Genomic DNA, 16749 nt, shown 5'->3' with positions numbered 1-16749 from the left:
AGGTCCGTCGCCCGCGTCCCTTGCGGGGGCTCCGCTTCCGTTCTGCTTCTACTCCGATGCCATCTGGTCCAGGCGGCGCAGGATGACGCCCTCGCGCAGGGCCCAGGGGCAGATCTCCAGGGTCTCCACGCCGAAGAGGTCCATGGCGCCCTCGGCGACCAGGGCGCCGGCGAGGAGTTGGCTGGAGCGGCCCGGGGAGACGCCCGGCAGTTCGGCCCGCTCGTCGGCCGTCATGGACGTGAGGCGGGGGACCCAGTCCTCCAGGGACCGGCGCTTGAGCTCGCGCTGGACGTACAGGCCGTCCGTGGAGCGCGCGGCCCCGGCGATCCGGGCGAGCTGCTTGAAGGTCTTGGAGGTGGCGACCACATGGTCCGGGGCGCCGAACCGGCTGAACTCACCGACCGTCCGGGCGATCTGGGCCCGCACATGGCGGCGCAGGGCCCGCACGTCCGCCGGGTCCGCCGGGTCGTTGGGCAGCCAGCCCGCGGTCAGCCGGCCGGCGCCGAGCGGCAGCGACACCGCCGCGTCCGGCTCCTCGTCCATGCCGTACGCGATCTCCAGGGAGCCGCCGCCGATGTCGAGGACCAGCAGCTTGCCCGCCGACCACCCGAACCAGCGGCGGGCCGCCAGGAAGGTGAGCCGGGCCTCCTCCGCGCCGCTGAGGACCTGCAGCTCGACATCGGTCTCGGCGTGCACCCGGGCAAGAACCTCGTCGGCGTTGCTGGCCTCGCGTACGGCCGAGGTCGCGAACGGCAGCAGGGCCTCGACACCCTTGTCCTCGGCGGCCTCCAGGGCGTCCCGGACCGTCTCGATCAGCTTGTCGACGCCTTCGGGGCCGATCGCCCCGCTCTCGTCGAGCAGTTGGGCAAGCCGCAGATCGGCCTTGTGCGAATGCGCGGGCAGCGGGCGGGCGCCGGGGTGGGCGTCCACCACCAGCAGATGCACCGTGTTCGAACCCACGTCGAGGACACCGAGTCTCATGTACGGAACGCTACTGCCCACCCGGCCATTCACGTGGGGCGGGGCGAAAGCCCACGTCGAACGGTGCTCTCCGGACAGGGGCCGAGGCGTCCCCGTAGCGGGCGGAAGCGACTTACCCTGGACGCGTGCCAAAGACGAAAAAGGCGAAGCCCGACAAATCAGCCACGGGTTCTTCCCAGGCGAAGGCCACGAAGCCCAAGAAGTCCGTGAAGAAGAGCGACGAGAAGGGGCTCGACTTCGCGCGCGCATGGGTGGAGTTCCCTGACCCGGCCGATGACGAACAGGTCTTCCGGTGCGACCTGACATGGCTGACCTCTCGCTGGAACTGCATCTTCGGCAGCGGCTGCCAGGGCATCCAGGCGGGCCGCGCCGACGACGGCTGCTGCACGCTGGGGGCCCACTTCTCCGACGAGGACGACGAGAAGCGGGTGGCGGGGCACGTGGCCCGGCTCACACCGGAGATCTGGCAGAACCATGACGTGGGCGTGGAGACGGGCTGGGTGTCGCAGGACGAGGACGGCGACCGCCAGACCCGCCCGTACCAGGGCTCCTGCATCTTCCAGAACCGTCCCGGCTTCGCCGGTGGCGCGGGCTGCTCGCTGCACATCCTGGCCGTCAAGGAGGGGCGCGAGCCGCTGGAGACCAAGCCGGACGTCTGCTGGCAGCTGCCCGTGCGCCGCACCTACGAGTGGATCGACCGGCCCGACGACACCCGGGTGCTCCAGGTCTCCATCGGCGAGTACGACCGCCGCGGCTGGGGCCCGGGCGGCCACGACCTGCACTGGTGGTGCACGTCGGCGACCTCGGCACACGGCGCCGGCGACCCGGTGTACGTCTCGTACCGTCCGGAGCTCGTCGAGCTGATGGGCAAGGCGGGATACGACCGCCTGGCCGAGCTGTGCGAGGAACGGCTGGCCTCGCAGCTGCCGCTGCTGGCACCGCATCCCGCGGATCCGGTGGGCTGAGCCACAGGGCCTAGGCGGGGTCCGGGTCGCCGCTGTCGCCCGGCGGTGACGTCGAGTCGCCCGGGTCCGAGGAGGCCGAGTCGGTGGGAGTGGGCGTCGGCGTCGGGTCGCTCGGCGTGGGGGTCGGGTCCGGACTGGTCGGGGGCTGGGTGGAGCCCGGCCCCGAGGGGCTCGGGTCGCTCGGGGTGGGTGCGGGGTCGTGGCCACCGGGGTGGGACGGGCCCGCTTTCCCGTACCCGGCGATGGTGACCAGCGCGCCCGCCGGGGAGATCGACACCCGCGCGCTCCAGTGACCCACCGGCTCGCGAAGATGATCGACGTACACCTTGATCGTCAACGACTCGCCCGGGTCGAGCGTTCCCGAGGACTGGCTGAGGTAGAGCCAGGACGCTCCGGTGCGCGCCGACCAGTGGACCGGTGAACTGCCGGACGCGGTCAGCGTGACCAGGGTCGTGTCGCCGTCGGTGCCGGCCGCCACGGACAGGTGTCCCGGGGCGCTTCCGGGGGCGCTGACGACCTCCACGGAGACATCCGGCGAGTGGCCGCCCTTGGTGAAGCGGGTGTCGGGTCCGGCGCTGGCGTTGCCGGCGTTCTCGTAGCCGCCCGCCCGCCCGTCGTCCAGACCGTCGGGGTCCTGGGCCTCGCTGGTGCTGGCCGGGCGGCCGTCCACGCCCTCACCGACCAGGGGCGCGCCCCGGTACGCCGCCCAGAGGGCGAGAACGGGCGCGGCGACCACGGTGGCGACGATCGTGGTCGTGACGGCACGCGCGCGAAGCCGGTCCCTTCGGGCGGCGTGGTCCTTGGGGTCCATCGGGAAACCGCGCCGGTCGAAGCGTGGAGCGCTGCCCCGCGCGCGGGGGGCGTGGGCCATGGCGACGCGCAGGGCCGCGTGCGGGGCCTCCAGGACGGGGAGCGCCGCGGGCGTGACGCTGGTGCCGGGCCAGGCGCCGGGGACCGCGCGCTCGGCGGTGCGGCGGCAGCGCGGGCAGTCGTCGACGTGCCGGACCAGCTCGCCGCGCAGGGTGGTGCTCAGCACGAGCTGGTTGTCGCCGGTGAGCCGGGCCACGCTGGGGCAGGCGCCGGTCTCCACCACGGCGAGGGCCGCGCGGGTGCGTTCGACCTCGCAGGCGGCGGAGGCGAGCAGCTCGCGCGCCGCGGCGAGGTCCATGCCCAGGACAGAGGCGACCTCGTGGGCGGCGAGCTGGTGGCGTACCGCGAGTTCGAGCGCCTCGCGCTGCTCGGGGGTGGTGCCTGCGGCCTCCGGCCAGGCCAGCAGCCCGAGTTCGCGCCGACGGTGGGTCCGGACCTCCTCGGAGACGGGGGCGGCGCTCAGGGCCTCGGCCGCGCGCCGGTCGGCTGCGGCCTTGTGGGCTCCTTTGGGCGCGGCCTCCTTGCGGGTGTCCTGGGAGGCGCCCCGGGAGTCGCTCTTGTGCGGGGCGGACCGCCCGGAGGCGTGCGCAGCCTGCCGCTTGCGCCGCGCTTCCGTGAGCTTGCGCAGGCAGGACCAGCGGGCCAGTGCGTAGAGCCAGGCCCTGCGGTCGGCGGCGGACTCGGGGCCGCGCGGACCGCGCCGCTCGGCCAGCGCCAGGGCGTCCCCCAGGGCGGCGGTGGCCGCGTCGTGGTCGCACAGCACGGACAGGCAGTAGGTGAACAGGCCGTCCAGGTAGGGCTCGTAACGCGCGGGGGGACGCTGGGCCAGGGTGCGGGAGGTCGCGCCACGGGGCACGGCCGCCCGCTTGCGCGCGGTTCCGTGCGCCCGGTGTGCGCCGGTGGTGTGCGTGGAGGTCTCCGAACTGCTGCTCATCACCCGTGCGACCGTAGGTGCCCGGGGGCAGCCCCTTCCTCCCCCTTGAGCACATTTAATCCGTACGGGTGAAACGATCCCTCATAAGGGGACAGGAACCCCCGACCCCTGGCCTGGGCCGTCACGGGTGGCGATGGCAGTCGATGGCAGATGGGGGCGCGAGGGCTCCGCCGAGGGCTCGGTCGCACGGGGGCGGGAAGGGGGCACGGGGGCTCGGGACACGGGCTGCGGCGGCTCGGGGAGCAGGCCACGGCGGCTCGGGGCCGAAGCGCGGCGACGCAGGTCGGGCGGGGGTCAGGACGGGGCCCGGGGCCGGGGTCCACCGGTGCGTGCCGGGTTGTCAGTGGCTCCGGCTACGGTTCGGTCATGGCTGCCCGTACGAGAACCGCGAAGGACCGGCCGTCCTACCGCTGCACCGAGTGCGGCTGGCAGACGGCCAAATGGCTCGGCCGCTGCCCCGAATGCCAGGCCTGGGGGACGGTCGAGGAGTACGGCACGCCCGCTGTCCGGACGACGGCACCGGGGCGGGTCACCACGTCCGCGGTACCCATCGGGCAGGTCGACGGCCGCCAGGCCACCGCCCGCAGCACCGGCGTACCCGAGCTGGACCGCGTCCTCGGCGGCGGTCTCGTGCCCGGAGCGGTCGTCCTCGTCGCGGGTGAGCCGGGCGTCGGCAAGTCCACCCTCCTCCTGGACGTGGCGGCCAAGTCCGCGAGCGACGAGCACCGCACGCTGTACGTGACGGGCGAGGAGTCGGCGAGCCAGGTGCGGCTCCGCGCGGACCGCATCAAGGCGATCGACGACCACCTCTATCTCGCCGCGGAGACCGATCTGGCTGCCGTCCTCGGCCACTTGGACGCGGTGAAGCCGTCCCTGCTCATCCTGGACTCCGTCCAGACCATCGCCTCCCCGGAGATCGACGGCGCGCCCGGCGGCATGGCGCAGGTCCGTGAGGTCGCGGGCGCGCTCATCCGCGCCTCCAAGGAGCGCGGCATGTCCACCCTGCTTGTGGGCCATGTCACCAAGGACGGCGCGATCGCCGGACCCCGGCTGCTCGAGCACCTCGTGGACGTCGTCCTGTCGTTCGAGGGCGACCGGCACGCTCGTCTGCGGCTCGTCCGAGGGGTCAAGAACCGCTACGGGACGACGGACGAGGTCGGCTGCTTCGAGCTGCACGACGAGGGCATCACCGGCCTCACCGACCCGTCGGGGCTCTTCCTGACTCGCCGTGCCGAGCCCGTCCCCGGCACCTGTCTGACCGTCACCCTCGAAGGCCGCCGCCCACTGGTCGCCGAGGTGCAGGCGCTGACGGTGGACTCGCAGATCCCCTCCCCGCGCCGTACGACGTCCGGCCTGGAGACCTCCCGCGTCTCGATGATGCTCGCCGTTCTGGAGCAGCGCGGGCGGATCAGCGCGCTCGGAAAGCGGGACATCTACTCGGCGACGGTCGGCGGTGTGAAGCTCTCCGAGCCCGCCGCGGACCTCGCCATCGCGCTCGCCCTGGCGTCCGCGGCGAGCGACACCCCGCTGCCCAAGAACCTCGTCGCGATCGGCGAAGTGGGGCTCGCGGGCGAGGTCAGACGGGTCACGGGGGTCCAGCGCAGGCTGGCCGAAGCGCACCGTCTGGGCTTCACCCACGCGCTCGTCCCGACCGATCCGGGCAAGGTCCCGGCCGGTATGAAGGTGCTGGAAGTGGCCGACATCGGCGCGGCTCTGAGCGTGCTTCCGCGCTCGCGTCGCAGAGAGGCCCCACGGGACGAGGAACAGCGCCGGTAGACTTTGCCCTGGTCTCGCCCGTCCGTACGAACCGAGTGTGCGCAAAGCGGGCGTCCAGAACCTTCGACCGGAGGAGTGCAGTGGCAGCCAACGACCGGGCAGCAGCTCCCGGAAAGTCCGGTGGGAGCTCCGGTGCCGATGGCCTGATGCGCGCCGCGCTGAGCGCCGTGGCACCCGGCACGGCACTGCGCGACGGGCTTGAACGGATCCTCCGCGGCAACACGGGCGGACTCATCGTGCTCGGCTCCGACAAGACCGTCGAAGCGATGTGTACGGGTGGATTCATCCTGGATGTCGAGTTCACCGCGACCCGACTGCGCGAGCTGTGCAAGCTCGACGGCGGCATCGTGCTCGACAAGGACATCACCAAAATCCTCCGGGCCGGTGTGCAGCTGGTGCCCGACCCGACGATCCCGACGGAGGAGACGGGCACGCGGCACCGCACCGCGGACCGGGTGAGCAAACAGGTCGGCTACCCCATCGTCTCGGTCTCCCAGTCGATGCGTCTGATCGCCCTGTACGTCGACGGTCAGCGCCGCGTCCTGGAGGACTCCGCCGCGATCCTCTCGCGCGCCAACCAGGCCCTCGCCACGCTGGAGCGCTACAAGCTCCGCCTGGACGAGGTCGCGGGAACGTTGTCAGCGCTGGAGATCGAGGATCTCGTCACCGTCCGGGACGTCTCCGCGGTCGCCCAGCGTCTGGAGATGGTGCGCCGCATCGCCACCGAGATCGCCGAGTACGTCGTGGAGCTGGGCACCGACGGTCGCCTGCTGACCCTCCAGCTCGACGAGCTGATCGCCGGCGTCGAGCCCGATCGCGAGCTGGTCGTCCGGGACTACGTTCCCGAGCCGACCGCCAAGCGTTCCCGCACGGTCGACGAGGCGCTGTCCGAGCTGGACGCGCTCAGCCATGGGGAGCTCCTCGAACTCTCCACGGTGGCAAAGGCGTTGGGATACACCGGCTCCCCGGAGGCGCTCGACTCCGCGGTCTCCCCGCGTGGTTTCCGCCTCCTCGCCAAGGTGCCGCGGCTGCCGGGCGCGATCATCGACCGGCTCGTGGAGCACTTCGGCGGGCTCCAGAAGCTGCTCGCCGCGAGCGTGGACGACCTGCAGACGGTCGAGGGCGTGGGCGAGGCCCGCGCGCGCAGCGTCCGCGAGGGCCTGTCCCGGCTGGCGGAGTCGTCGATCCTGGAGCGTTACGTCTAGGACCTGTCCGGTCGATCACCGTGGGGCCGCGGGGTGTGGCACACACATCCGCCGCGGACTCGCGCGGCGGGGTCCTGGACTTCGACCGGGGCCCGGCGCGACCAAGGGGCGGACCGCCCCTCGGCACCGGCCCCGGTCTCCCTCCGGGGCTGCCCGGCCCAGGCCTGGCCGAGGAGGCCCCGGATCAGACCTCGCCTGCCGAGGATCCTCGCCTCGGGACCCTCAGTCCTTGGACAGCACGAACGAGGTCTGCGCCTTCGGCAGGCCCGGCGCCTTCGCCTCGACCAGGTACGTGCCGGCGGGGGCCGCACCCGGCGGGGGCGTCGCGCACTCGGGGGCGGAGGCCTTGCGGTCCCACTTCACCGTGTAGGTGACCTGGTTGCCGGCCGGTACGCGGTAGAGGACGCCCGCGGCGCTCTTCGGGCAGTCGTCCGAGGCCCAGATGTCGTCGTCACTGCCCGCCTGAGTGATCGTCAGAACGGTGTTCTTCGGGCCGAGATCGACCTTGCAGTCGCTGCCCGAGGAGTTCTTGGCGATGAGCTCGACCGTGGGCTGCTCACCGGGAGCGTAGGTGTTGTGGGTGCTCTTGAGAGTCAACTTCACCTTGCCCGCGGTGCAGTTGGGGAGAGTGGAACCGGCCGGGAGCTGATCGGCCGATCCGCCACCGTTGCCGGCCCCTTCGCCGGAACCGCCGCCGGCGCTCGCGCCGGAGCCCGTGGAACCCCCGTCGGAGCCGTCGCCGGAACCCCCGCCGCTTCCGCCGCTGTCGCCGCCTCCGCCGTCACCGCCACTGCCACCGCCACTGCCACTCGACTCGTCGCGGCCGCCCGGGTGTTGACTGATCGCGGGACCCGAACCGGAGGGACCCGGCGTGATCGAGGGCGCGGGGTTCTTTCCGTTCGACCCGCCGGAGTTGTTGTTGCCGCCCCCGCCGCCGGTACTGACCACCCAGACCGTGAGCAGCGCCAACAGCGCTACTACGGACAGCAGAACGGCCCTCCGACGCCAATAGATGGTGGAGGGAAGCGGCCCGACCGGATTGCGCAGAGATCCCACGGCGCAAACTGTACGAGAGATCCGCCGCGCCGCTGGCCCCACCCGCCGCCCTGGTCGCAACTTTTCCGGATCATCATCCCGGCGGACAGCCCTCCCGGCGCCTCGACGGACACCGGGGGCGGTCTTTCACCACCGCCCGCCCCGGCGTCGTCCCCGCATCCCCGCCCCCGCATGGCAGGATCGATATCGCCATGACTGCACCCACCAAACCCACCAAGCCCACCCGGAACGCTTCCGGCGAGGACCTCCACACCCCCGTCATCGCCTGGTTCGACGAGCACGCCCGCGATCTGCCCTGGCGGCATCCCGATGCCGGCCCCTGGGCGGTGATGGTCAGCGAGTTCATGCTCCAGCAGACCCCGGTCAACCGCGTGCTGCCCGTGTACGAGCAGTGGCTGGCCCGCTGGCCGCGCCCCGCCGATCTGGCCAAGGACGCTCCCGGGGAAGCCGTCCGGGCCTGGGGGCGGCTCGGCTACCCGCGCCGCGCCCTGCGTCTGCACGGCGCCGCGGTGGCCATAACGGAGCGGCACGGCGGCGACGTACCGACGGAGCACGCCCATCTGCTGGCGCTGCCCGGCATCGGGGAGTACACGGCGGCGGCCGTCGCGTCCTTCGCGTACGGCCAGCGGCATCCCGTCCTGGACACGAACGTCCGCCGGGTCTTCGCCCGCGCCGTCGCCGGCGTGCGGTACCCGCCGAACGCCACCACCGCGGCCGAGCGCAAGCTCGCCCGCGCCCTGCTGCCCGAGAGCGAGAGCACGGCGTCGCGCTGGGCCGCCGCCTCGATGGAGCTCGGCGCGCTGGTCTGCACGGCGAAGAACGAGACGTGTCACCGCTGCCCGATCGCCGCGCAGTGCGCGTGGCGGCTGGCCGGCAAGCCGGAGCACGACGGACCGCCGCGCAAGGGGCAGACATACGCGGGCACGGACCGCCAGGTGCGCGGCAAACTGCTGGCCGTCCTGCGGGACGCCCATGCGCCGGTTCCGCAGTCCGCGCTGGACCGGGTGTGGGACGAACCGGTCCAGCGGGCCCGGGCGCTCGACGGACTCGTCGCCGACGGACTGGTGGAGCCGCTCCCCGGCGGTCTGTATCGGCTGCCGATGACATAGCGGAGGCGCCCAACCGGCATCAACCCGGACGTACTCCCCCTTCGCCTTACCCCGCGCCTACAACCGTTACACAACCGACGGACAGCCGAGTGCTGGCCGCAGGCTGTCTCGGACAACCCCGTGACAACGCCTCCGTAGCTTCATTGCCGTACCGCAGGAAGGGCCGCAACAAGCGGCCGCGGAGCGGCGGTTCGCAGGCAATGGACAACCGGCAGCAGGCAGGTCGGAAACGGGGATGGAGGCGGTTGATCATGGCGCACGGCGAGGTGCTCGAATTCGAGGAGTACGTCCGCACTCGACAGGACGCGCTGCTGCGCAGTGCCCGCCGCCTGGTCCCCGACCCGGTCGACGCCCAGGACCTGCTCCAGACCGCGCTCGTCCGGACGTACGGCCGCTGGGACGGTATCGCCGACAAGCGGCTGGCCGATGCCTACCTGCGCCGCGTGATGATCAACACGCGCACCGAGTGGTGGCGCGCCCGCAAGCTCGAAGAGGTGCCCACCGAGCAGCTGCCGGACGCGAGCGTGGAGGACGCCACCGAGCAGCACGCGGACCGCGCGCTGCTGATGGACATCATGAAGGTGCTGGCACCCAAGCAGCGCAGCGTCGTGGTGCTGCGACACTGGGAGCAGATGTCCACGGAGGAGACGGCTGCCGCACTCGGCATGTCGGCCGGAACGGTCAAGAGCACGCTGCACCGGGCGCTGGCCCGGCTCCGCGAGGAGCTGGAGAGCCGCGACCTGGACGCCCGCGCGCTCGAACGTGAGGAGCGGGAGCGTTGCGCGGCCTAGGATTTCGGGCCAGACGGGCCCTGAAGGCGGGGAGTTCGGCGGCGGCCGGGCTCACCGCCCTCGGTCTTTTCGTGACCGCGTGCGCCACCGGCGGCACCGGCGCCCGCGACGAGGGCCCGGCGGGCAGCGACGCCGTCGCCAAGAGCGGCGTCACACCGGTCGCCTCCGGCTCGCCCACCCGGGCTCCCAAACGCGTGGACGCGGTCAGGATCGTCAAGGCCGACCCGGAGGTCAGCGCGGCGGTCAAGCGCGACCTGAAGCCGTGCGTCGCCGACGAGTACCCGGTCGACGTGTCGTACGGGGACCTGACCGGCGGATCGTCGAACGACATCGTGATCAACGTGATGACCTGTGCCGACGCCGTGGGCGTCGGCTCGTACGTCTATCGCGAGGAGAACGGCAGGTACCAGAATGTCTTCAGGGCCGAGGAACCGCCGGTCTACGCCGAGATAGACCGCGGCGATCTGGTGGTCACCCAGCAGCTGTACGAGAAGGGCGACCCGGTGTCGTACCCCTCCAGCGAGGAAGTGATCACCTACAGCTGGTCCGCGACGCGCTTCGTCGAGCAGTCCCGGATCCACAACGACTACAGCAACGCGGTGGGCGGCGCGAGTTCGCCCGCCCCCGACGCGAACTGAGAGCGGACGGAACAGCCGGATGGCAGAGCAGACCCACGTCCTGTTCGTCGAGGACGACGACGTCATCCGCGAGGCCACGCAACTCGCCCTGGAACGCGACGGCTTCGCGGTCACGGCCATGCCCGACGGGCTCTCGGGCCTGCAGGCGTTCCGCGCCGACCGCCCCGACATCGCCCTGCTGGACGTGATGGTCCCCGGGCTCGACGGCGTCTCACTGTGCCGCCGTATCCGCGACGAGTCGACCGTGCCGGTCATCATGCTGTCCGCGCGCGCGGACTCGATCGACGTGGTGCTCGGCCTGGAGGCCGGCGCCGACGACTATGTGACCAAGCCCTTCGACGGCGCCGTGCTGGTCGCCCGGATCCGCGCGGTGCTGCGCCGCTTCGGGCACGCGAACGGTGGGCAGGGCGCGGGGGCCGAGGGCGCCGGGTCGCTGGACGGCGGGATGCTCGCCTTCGGTGACCTGGAGATCGACACCGAGGGCATGGAAGTACGCAGGAACGGCACGCCGGTGGGCCTGACACCCACCGAGATGCGGCTGCTCCTGGAGTTCTCCGCGGCGCCCGGGACGGTGCTGAGCCGCGACAAGCTGCTCGAGCGGGTCTGGGACTACGGCTGGGGCGGGGACACCCGGGTGGTCGACGTCCATGTGCAGCGGCTGCGTACGAAGATCGGCCAGGACCGTATCGAGACGGTCCGCGGCTTCGGCTACAAGTTGAAGGCCTGAGCAGGGGTATGCGGGGGATATTTCAGCGCTCGGCTCCGGGGAAACCCTCGGTTCCGGGTCAGGGACCGATTCCGGGGAGACGCCAGGACGCGGGCGGTGGCACGGCCACGACCCCGCGCGGCGGCGCCGGCGCCGGCAGAGACGTGGGCAGGGGCAGAGGCCTCGGTATCGGTATCGACCGGGGCACCGATTCGGGGACGAGCATTCGTACGGGCATCCGATGGAAGCTCAGTACGGCGATCGCCCTGGTCGGCGCGCTGGTCGCGATCGCGTTGAGCCTGGTCGTGCACAACGCGGCCCGTGTCTCGATGCTGGACAACTCGCGCGACCTGGCCGACGAGCGCATCCAGCTCGCCCAGCGCATGTACGGGCCGGGCCGGACGCCACCGTTCGGGGCCAAGATCGACGATCCCTCCATTCCGGCGGACCTGCTGGCGAAGGTCTCGGAGGGGCGGCGGGCGACCTACGTCACCGCGGGCGCGAACGGTGTGCCGGACATCTGGGCCGCCGTACCGCTCAGGAACGGCCAGGTGCTGTCCTGGCACGAGCGGTTCACGGACCGCAACGCGGACGTGATGAAGGACCTCGACCAGGCGCTGATCATCGGCTCCATCGCGGTCGTCTTCGGCGGCAGCGCGCTCGGTGTGCTGATCGGCGGCCAGCTCTCACGTCGCCTGCGCAAGGCGGCGTCCGCCGCGAACCGGGTCGCCAAGGGCGAGACCGACGTCCGGGTCCGGGACGCGATCGGCGGCGTCGTGCTCGACGAGACCGACGACCTCGCGCGCGCCGTGGACGCCATGGCCGACGCGCTCCAGCAGCGCATCGAGGCCGAGCGCCGGGTGACCGCCGACATCGCCCACGAACTGCGCACACCGGTGACCGGACTGCTCACGGCGGCCGAACTCCTGCCGCCCGGCCGGCCCACCGAGCTCGTACGGGACCGGGCGCAGGCCATGCGCACGCTCGTCGAGGACGTCCTGGAGGTCGCCCGGCTCGACGGCGCCTCCGAGCGGGCCGAGCTGCAGGACATCATGCTCGGCGAGTTCGTGAGCCGACGGGTGGCCGCCAAGGGCGCGGACGTCGAGGTGCGCGTGGTGCACGAGTCGGAGGTCACCACGGACCCGCGCCGCCTGGAGCGCGTCCTGCTCAACCTTCTGGCGAACGCCGCCCGGCACGGCAGGCCGCCGATCGAGGTCACCGTCGAGGGGCGCGTCATCCGCGTCCGCGACCACGGTCCCGGCTTCCCCGAGAAGCTCCTCGCCGAGGGGCCGAGCCGGTTCCGCACCGGCAGCGCCGACCGCGCGGGCGACGGCCACGGGCTCGGCCTCACCATCGCCGCGGGCCAGGCCCGGGTGCTCGGCGCGCGGCTGACCTTCCGCAACGTGCGGCCCGCCGGGGCCCCGGACGGCGTACCCGCCGAGGGCGCGGTCGCCGTGCTGTGGCTGCCGGAACACGCGCCGACGAGCACGGGGAGCTATCCGATCCTGCCGGCGTCCGGGAAGTAGCCGGGCCCGGTCCCTGTCCATGACGTCCTTGGCCGGCCGCGGCTGTCGCATCCGGTCCACGTTCCGACGGTGGCAGGCGCCACCGACAGTGACGTGGAGCGGGGGACGGAACGCGGGGCGGCACGGGAGAAGGCCCCCGGGGCGGACAACGCCGGGGGCCTTCTGTCGAGGAGCTTCAGGGACGGACGGGAGAGGCGAGGCCTGCGGTCGGGTCAGACCGGCTCGGCGAGCGAGGCCTGAGGAGCCTCGTCCCGCACCCCGTCCTCGCCGGGCTTGGGAGCGCCCGCTCCCGCGCCCTTCAGCGGAACTTCCTTCACGAACACCGCCGCGACCAGCGCGAGCACGGCCACCACGGAGCCCAGCAGGAACGCGGAGTGCGTACCGGAGGACACAGCGTGCTGGTACGCCTCCCGGGCCACCGCCGGCAGCTTCGCCAGGCTGGCCGCGTCGAGCTGCGCGGACTTCTCGGTCAGCTCGGAGCCGATCGCACCGGCCCGCTCGGTCATGACGTCCTGCACCCGGTGGTTGAACAGCGCGCCCATGATGGCGACGCCGAAGGACGAGCCGAGCGTACGGAAGAGGGTGGTGGACGAGGACGCGACGCCCATGTCCTTCATCTCCACGCTGTTCTGCGCCACGAGCATCGTGATCTGCATCAGGCAGCCCATGCCCGCGCCGAGCACCGCCATGTACAGACCGGAGGTGACCCGCGTCGTCTCGGTGTCCATCTGCGAGAGGAGGAACAGGCCGACGATCATCAGCACGCTGCCGACGAGCGGGAAGATCTTGTAGCGGCCGCTGTTGGTGGTGACGCGTCCGGCGACCATCGACACGGCGAGCATCGCGCCGAGCATCGGCAGGAGCAGCAGACCGGAGTTGGTGGCGGACGCGCCCTGCACGGACTGCTGGTACAGCGGCAGGAAGAGCACGGCGCCGAACATCACGAAGCCGGTGATGAAGCCGATGAGCGACATCAGCGTGAAGTTGCGGCTGCGGAAGATGTGCAGCGGCATGACCGGCGCGGCGGCCTTGGTCTGCCAGAACACGAAGCCGACGAGGGCGGCGACGCCGATGCCGATCAGTTCCATGATCCGCGCGGAGCCCCAGGCGTACTCGGTGCCGCCCCAGGTGGTGACGAGGACGATGGAGGAGATCCCAAGGGCCAGCAGCCCGGCACCCAGGTAGTCGATCTTCGCCTCGACGCGCTTCCTCGGCAGGTGCAGTACGACACTGACCGCGATGAGCGCGACGACGCCGAGCGGGAGGTTGATGTAGAAGGACCAGCGCCAGCCCCAGTGGTCGGTGATGGTGCCGCCGACCAGCGGGCCGAGGATCATGGCGAAGGCCATCACGCCGGCCATCATGCCCTGGTACTTGCCGCGCTCGCGGGGCGGAATGAGGTCACCGATGATCGCCATGACGCCGACCATCAGACCACCGGCGCCCAGACCCTGAATGGCGCGGAAACCGATGAGCTGGCCCATGTCCTGGGCCATACCGCTGAGCGCGGAGCCGATCAGGAAGATCACGATCGAGGTCATGAAGGCGCCCTTGCGCCCGTACATGTCGCCGAGCTTGCCCCAGATCGGGGTGGAGGCCGCGGTGGCGAGGGTGTAGCCGGTGACCACCCAGGACAGGTGCTCCAGGCCGCCCAGCTCGCCGACGATCGTCGGCATCGCCGTGCCCACGATCATGTTGTCGAGCATCGCGAGCAGCATCGCGATCATGAGCGCGAGCAGGACGACCCGTACGCTGCGCGGCTGCTTCTCGTCCGGAGCCGCCGGTTGGCCCTCCGCCTGACTCCCGGCCGGTGCGGCCGCTTTCGTCGTGTCCGCCATCGTTTCCACTCCCCTAGGTACCACTGCCGCCGCCCGGCCACTTACTTGCCGACCGGCTAGCTGACTACACTCAGGGAAAGTAGCGGCGTAACTAGCCGGGCGTCAAGTAAGTTTAAGTAGTTTTGCCGACCGGACCGACAGGTAAGTTTTCAGGGAGCACGAGGAGTACGAGGATGGGCGGCACGATGGACGGCAGCAAGCGGCAGCGCCGGGGCGACACCCGCCAGCGCATCCAGGACGTGGCCCTCGAACTCTTCTCCGAGCAGGGCTACGAGAAGACCTCGCTGCGCGAGATCGCCGAGCACCTCGATGTCACCAAAGCGGCGCTCTACTACCACTTCAAGACCAAGGAAGAGATACTCATCAGCCTCTTCGAGGATCTGACGAGGCCGCTCGACGAGCTGATCGAGTGGGGCAAGCAGCAGCCGCACAGCCTGGAGACCAAGCAGGAGGTGCTGCGCCGCTACAGCGACGCCCTCGGCGGCGCGTCCCCGCTCTTCCGCTTCATGCAGGAGAACCAGGCGACGGTGCGCGAGCTGAGCATCGGCGAGACCTTCAAGGACCGCATGATAAGCATGCTGGAGATCATCAAGGAGCCCGAGTCGCCGCTGACCGACCAGGTCCGCTGCATCAGCGCGCTCTTCACGATGCACGCCGGCATGTTCGTCCTCAAGGACGTCGAAGGCGACCCCGAGGACAAGCGCAAGGCTGTCCTGGAGGTCGCCATCGATCTGGTGACACAGGCCCACGGGGGCGGAGCGGCCCACGGAGGCGGAGCCGCGTAGCGCCGCTTTCGACGCCGGGGGTCCGCCTCGGGCTCCACACCTGGGCTCCGCGCCGGGTCACCGGCGCGGGCGGGTGGATCAGACCTTGACGCCCTTGGCGCGCAGGAACGCGGCCGGGTCGATGGCCGAACCGTAGTTGGCGGTCGTACGGATCTCGAAGTGCAGGTGCGGGCCACTGGAGTTACCGGTGTTGCCGGACAGGGCGATGTGCTGACCGGTGGCGACGACCTGGCCTATCTTCACGTCGATGCGCGACAGGTGGGCGTACTGCGAGTACGTGCCGTTGGCGTGCTTGATGACGATGGCGTTGCCGTACGCCGGACCGTCACCGGCACCGTTGCCGCCGGTCTTGACCACGGTGCCGCCGTGCGCAGCGACGACGTTGGTGCCCTGCGGCACGGCGTAGTCCTGGCCGGAGTGCTTGTGGGACCACATGCCGCCGGCCTGGTTGAAGGAGGCGGACAGCGTGTACTTCTGCACCGGGTCGACCCAGGAGACGGCCTTCTTGGCGGCGGTCTTCTTGGCGGTCGCCTTCGCTGCGGCGGCCTTCTTGACGGCAGCCGCCTTCTTGACGGCGGCGGCCTTGGCCTGAGCGGCGGCCTGCGTCTGCACGGCGCTGGCCGCGGTGACGGTTCCGCTGCTGCTGAGGCCGGCTTCGGCGGCGGTCGCGACCCCTGCGCCCAGCACGACCGAGGCGCCCAGACCGACGGCGAGAACGGCCGCCCGAGTGCGGACCATGGACGTAAGGGACTTGCGGGACGTGACGCGCTTCGACATGAATACCTCGCGGAGACGGGGACAGGGGCTGAACGACCACTCCGGTGCACTGGCGGCCACCGAGCGGGCCATTCATTGGTAACCCGCACCCCCAGGGGGACTCAAACAGCCCATCTACGACGTGAGCTAGTACTTCACCGCGAAACTTGATGAACCTTGACAGTCCGGACATCCCGCTCGAGATGTTGCCGTTTTTGCCCAAGAAACCAGGTTTAGCCCCACTTCGGCCCGGCACATCCCTTGCTAAACCTGCCCTCGCCCCACCCGCCCGCACGGCGCGCCGATCGTCCTTCGGAGCCCGGGCCAAAGGTCCTTTTTGTCCGATTTCGCGTCTCCACTATTCAACTTAGTACCGGACAAAACGCCTGTGCGGCATGTCACCGGCCCCCCGGATTCAGGGCCCCCGGAATGTGACGCGGGCTACGCTGCGGCCCCTGGTTTCAAGGGCCTTGGGGAGCCGGCCGGCCCTCCCCGAGCGCCCGAATCCCCACCCCGTCGTCCTCGTGGCACGGATAGACCCTTACCGCGCCTGCGCGACCGCGCCTCCGCGACCGCGCGACGCGGAGCCGTCCGTCCACCGTTGGGCCGCCCGTCCGCCGTGGGGCCGCCCTTCGCAGGGCAGGGCTTCCCCCTGACGCGGGACCGTCGGCTCGACGCGGGACCGTCGGACGGCTCCCTGCCGGGGCGCACGCGGGCCGGGAGAGCCGGTGATCGTCCCGATCGGCGGTGATAGCGCGCTCTGCTGCGTGGATCAGCTGTCAGAACATACGGTTGTCCTTCAGGCTCAACGTT

General features: G+C 71.3%; 14 protein-coding genes. 9 read left to right on the top strand and 5 right to left on the bottom strand.

What is annotated here, in order from left to right; translation table 11 throughout:
• Positions 1 to 48 precede the first annotated feature (48 nt).
• Positions 49 to 981: a Ppx/GppA phosphatase family protein gene (locus ACWD68_RS24320; protein WP_451808541.1), complete on the bottom strand. Its 933-nt coding sequence runs from the start codon at positions 979 to 981 to the stop codon at positions 49 to 51.
• 125 nt (positions 982 to 1106) lie between these two features.
• On the opposite strand from ACWD68_RS24320, the gene ACWD68_RS24315 reads away from it, so the two are divergent.
• Entirely contained in the window at positions 1107 to 1946 is an 840-nt protein-coding gene (locus ACWD68_RS24315; protein WP_451808540.1) for a hypothetical protein, read from the top strand.
• A 10-nt stretch (positions 1947 to 1956) separates the two neighbouring features.
• Here ACWD68_RS24315 and ACWD68_RS24310 read toward each other — a convergent pair whose 3' ends face one another.
• A complete protein-coding gene (locus ACWD68_RS24310) occupies positions 1957 to 3753 on the bottom strand; it encodes a BACON domain-containing protein (protein ID WP_451808539.1) in 1797 nt (598 codons plus the stop codon).
• Between the two features lie 363 nt (positions 3754 to 4116).
• Between ACWD68_RS24310 and radA the strand changes: the two genes are divergently transcribed.
• Both radA and disA read left to right on the top strand, forming a co-directional pair.
• The gene (radA, locus tag ACWD68_RS24305; RefSeq protein ID WP_451808538.1) at positions 4117 to 5526 is read left to right on the top strand and encodes a DNA repair protein RadA; all 1410 of its coding nucleotides are present in this window, start codon (positions 4117 to 4119) and stop codon (positions 5524 to 5526) included.
• Between the two features lie 80 nt (positions 5527 to 5606).
• The gene (gene disA, locus ACWD68_RS24300) at positions 5607 to 6731 is read left to right on the top strand and encodes a DNA integrity scanning diadenylate cyclase DisA (RefSeq protein ID WP_451808537.1); all 1125 of its coding nucleotides are present in this window, start codon (positions 5607 to 5609) and stop codon (positions 6729 to 6731) included.
• Positions 6732 to 6953: 222 nt separating this feature from the next.
• Here the strand turns inward: disA and ACWD68_RS24295 are convergent, their stop codons facing one another.
• Positions 6954 to 7787 (bottom strand): hypothetical protein, encoded by an 834-nt coding sequence (locus tag ACWD68_RS24295; RefSeq protein ID WP_451808536.1) that lies wholly within the window; start codon positions 7785 to 7787, stop codon positions 6954 to 6956.
• 191 nt (positions 7788 to 7978) lie between these two features.
• On the opposite strand from ACWD68_RS24295, the gene ACWD68_RS24290 reads away from it, so the two are divergent.
• From ACWD68_RS24290 to cseC, 5 genes are all read left to right on the top strand, one after another.
• Complete coding sequence (locus tag ACWD68_RS24290; protein WP_451808535.1) at positions 7979 to 8896, top strand: A/G-specific adenine glycosylase; 918 nt, start codon at positions 7979 to 7981, stop codon at positions 8894 to 8896.
• 251 nt (positions 8897 to 9147) lie between these two features.
• Positions 9148 to 9687: a SigE family RNA polymerase sigma factor gene (locus ACWD68_RS24285; protein ID WP_266761288.1), complete on the top strand. Its 540-nt coding sequence runs from the start codon at positions 9148 to 9150 to the stop codon at positions 9685 to 9687.
• A complete protein-coding gene (locus tag ACWD68_RS24280; RefSeq protein WP_451808534.1) occupies positions 9675 to 10325 on the top strand; it encodes a hypothetical protein in 651 nt (216 codons plus the stop codon). The genes ACWD68_RS24285 and ACWD68_RS24280 overlap by 13 nt, the downstream gene beginning before the upstream one ends.
• Positions 10326 to 10344: 19 nt before the next feature.
• Positions 10345 to 11052 carry a two-component system response regulator CseB gene (cseB, locus tag ACWD68_RS24275; protein ID WP_451808533.1) on the top strand — a complete coding sequence of 236 codons (708 nt, stop codon included), beginning with the start codon at positions 10345 to 10347 and terminating at the stop codon, positions 11050 to 11052.
• Positions 11053 to 11060: 8 nt separating this feature from the next.
• Positions 11061 to 12557 carry a two-component system sensor histidine kinase CseC gene (gene cseC, locus ACWD68_RS24270; RefSeq protein ID WP_451808532.1) on the top strand — a complete coding sequence of 499 codons (1497 nt, stop codon included), beginning with the start codon at positions 11061 to 11063 and terminating at the stop codon, positions 12555 to 12557.
• A gap of 212 nt (positions 12558 to 12769) precedes the next feature.
• Here the strand turns inward: cseC and ACWD68_RS24265 are convergent, their stop codons facing one another.
• Complete coding sequence (locus ACWD68_RS24265; RefSeq protein ID WP_451808531.1) at positions 12770 to 14395, bottom strand: MDR family MFS transporter; 1626 nt, start codon at positions 14393 to 14395, stop codon at positions 12770 to 12772.
• 173 nt (positions 14396 to 14568) lie between these two features.
• Here ACWD68_RS24265 and ACWD68_RS24260 point away from each other — a divergent pair, with 173 nt between their 5' ends.
• Complete coding sequence (locus ACWD68_RS24260) at positions 14569 to 15180, top strand: TetR/AcrR family transcriptional regulator (protein WP_451808530.1); 612 nt, start codon at positions 14569 to 14571, stop codon at positions 15178 to 15180.
• A 78-nt stretch (positions 15181 to 15258) separates the two neighbouring features.
• Here the strand turns inward: ACWD68_RS24260 and ACWD68_RS24255 are convergent, their stop codons facing one another.
• Complete coding sequence (locus ACWD68_RS24255) at positions 15259 to 15957, bottom strand: M23 family metallopeptidase (RefSeq protein WP_451808529.1); 699 nt, start codon at positions 15955 to 15957, stop codon at positions 15259 to 15261.
• Positions 15958 to 16749 lie beyond the last annotated feature (792 nt).

This window comes from Streptomyces sp. NPDC005141 (assembly GCF_053599975.1).
The sequence above is the reverse complement of the archived record's forward strand: the minus strand, read 5'-3'. Positions and strand labels throughout refer to the sequence as shown.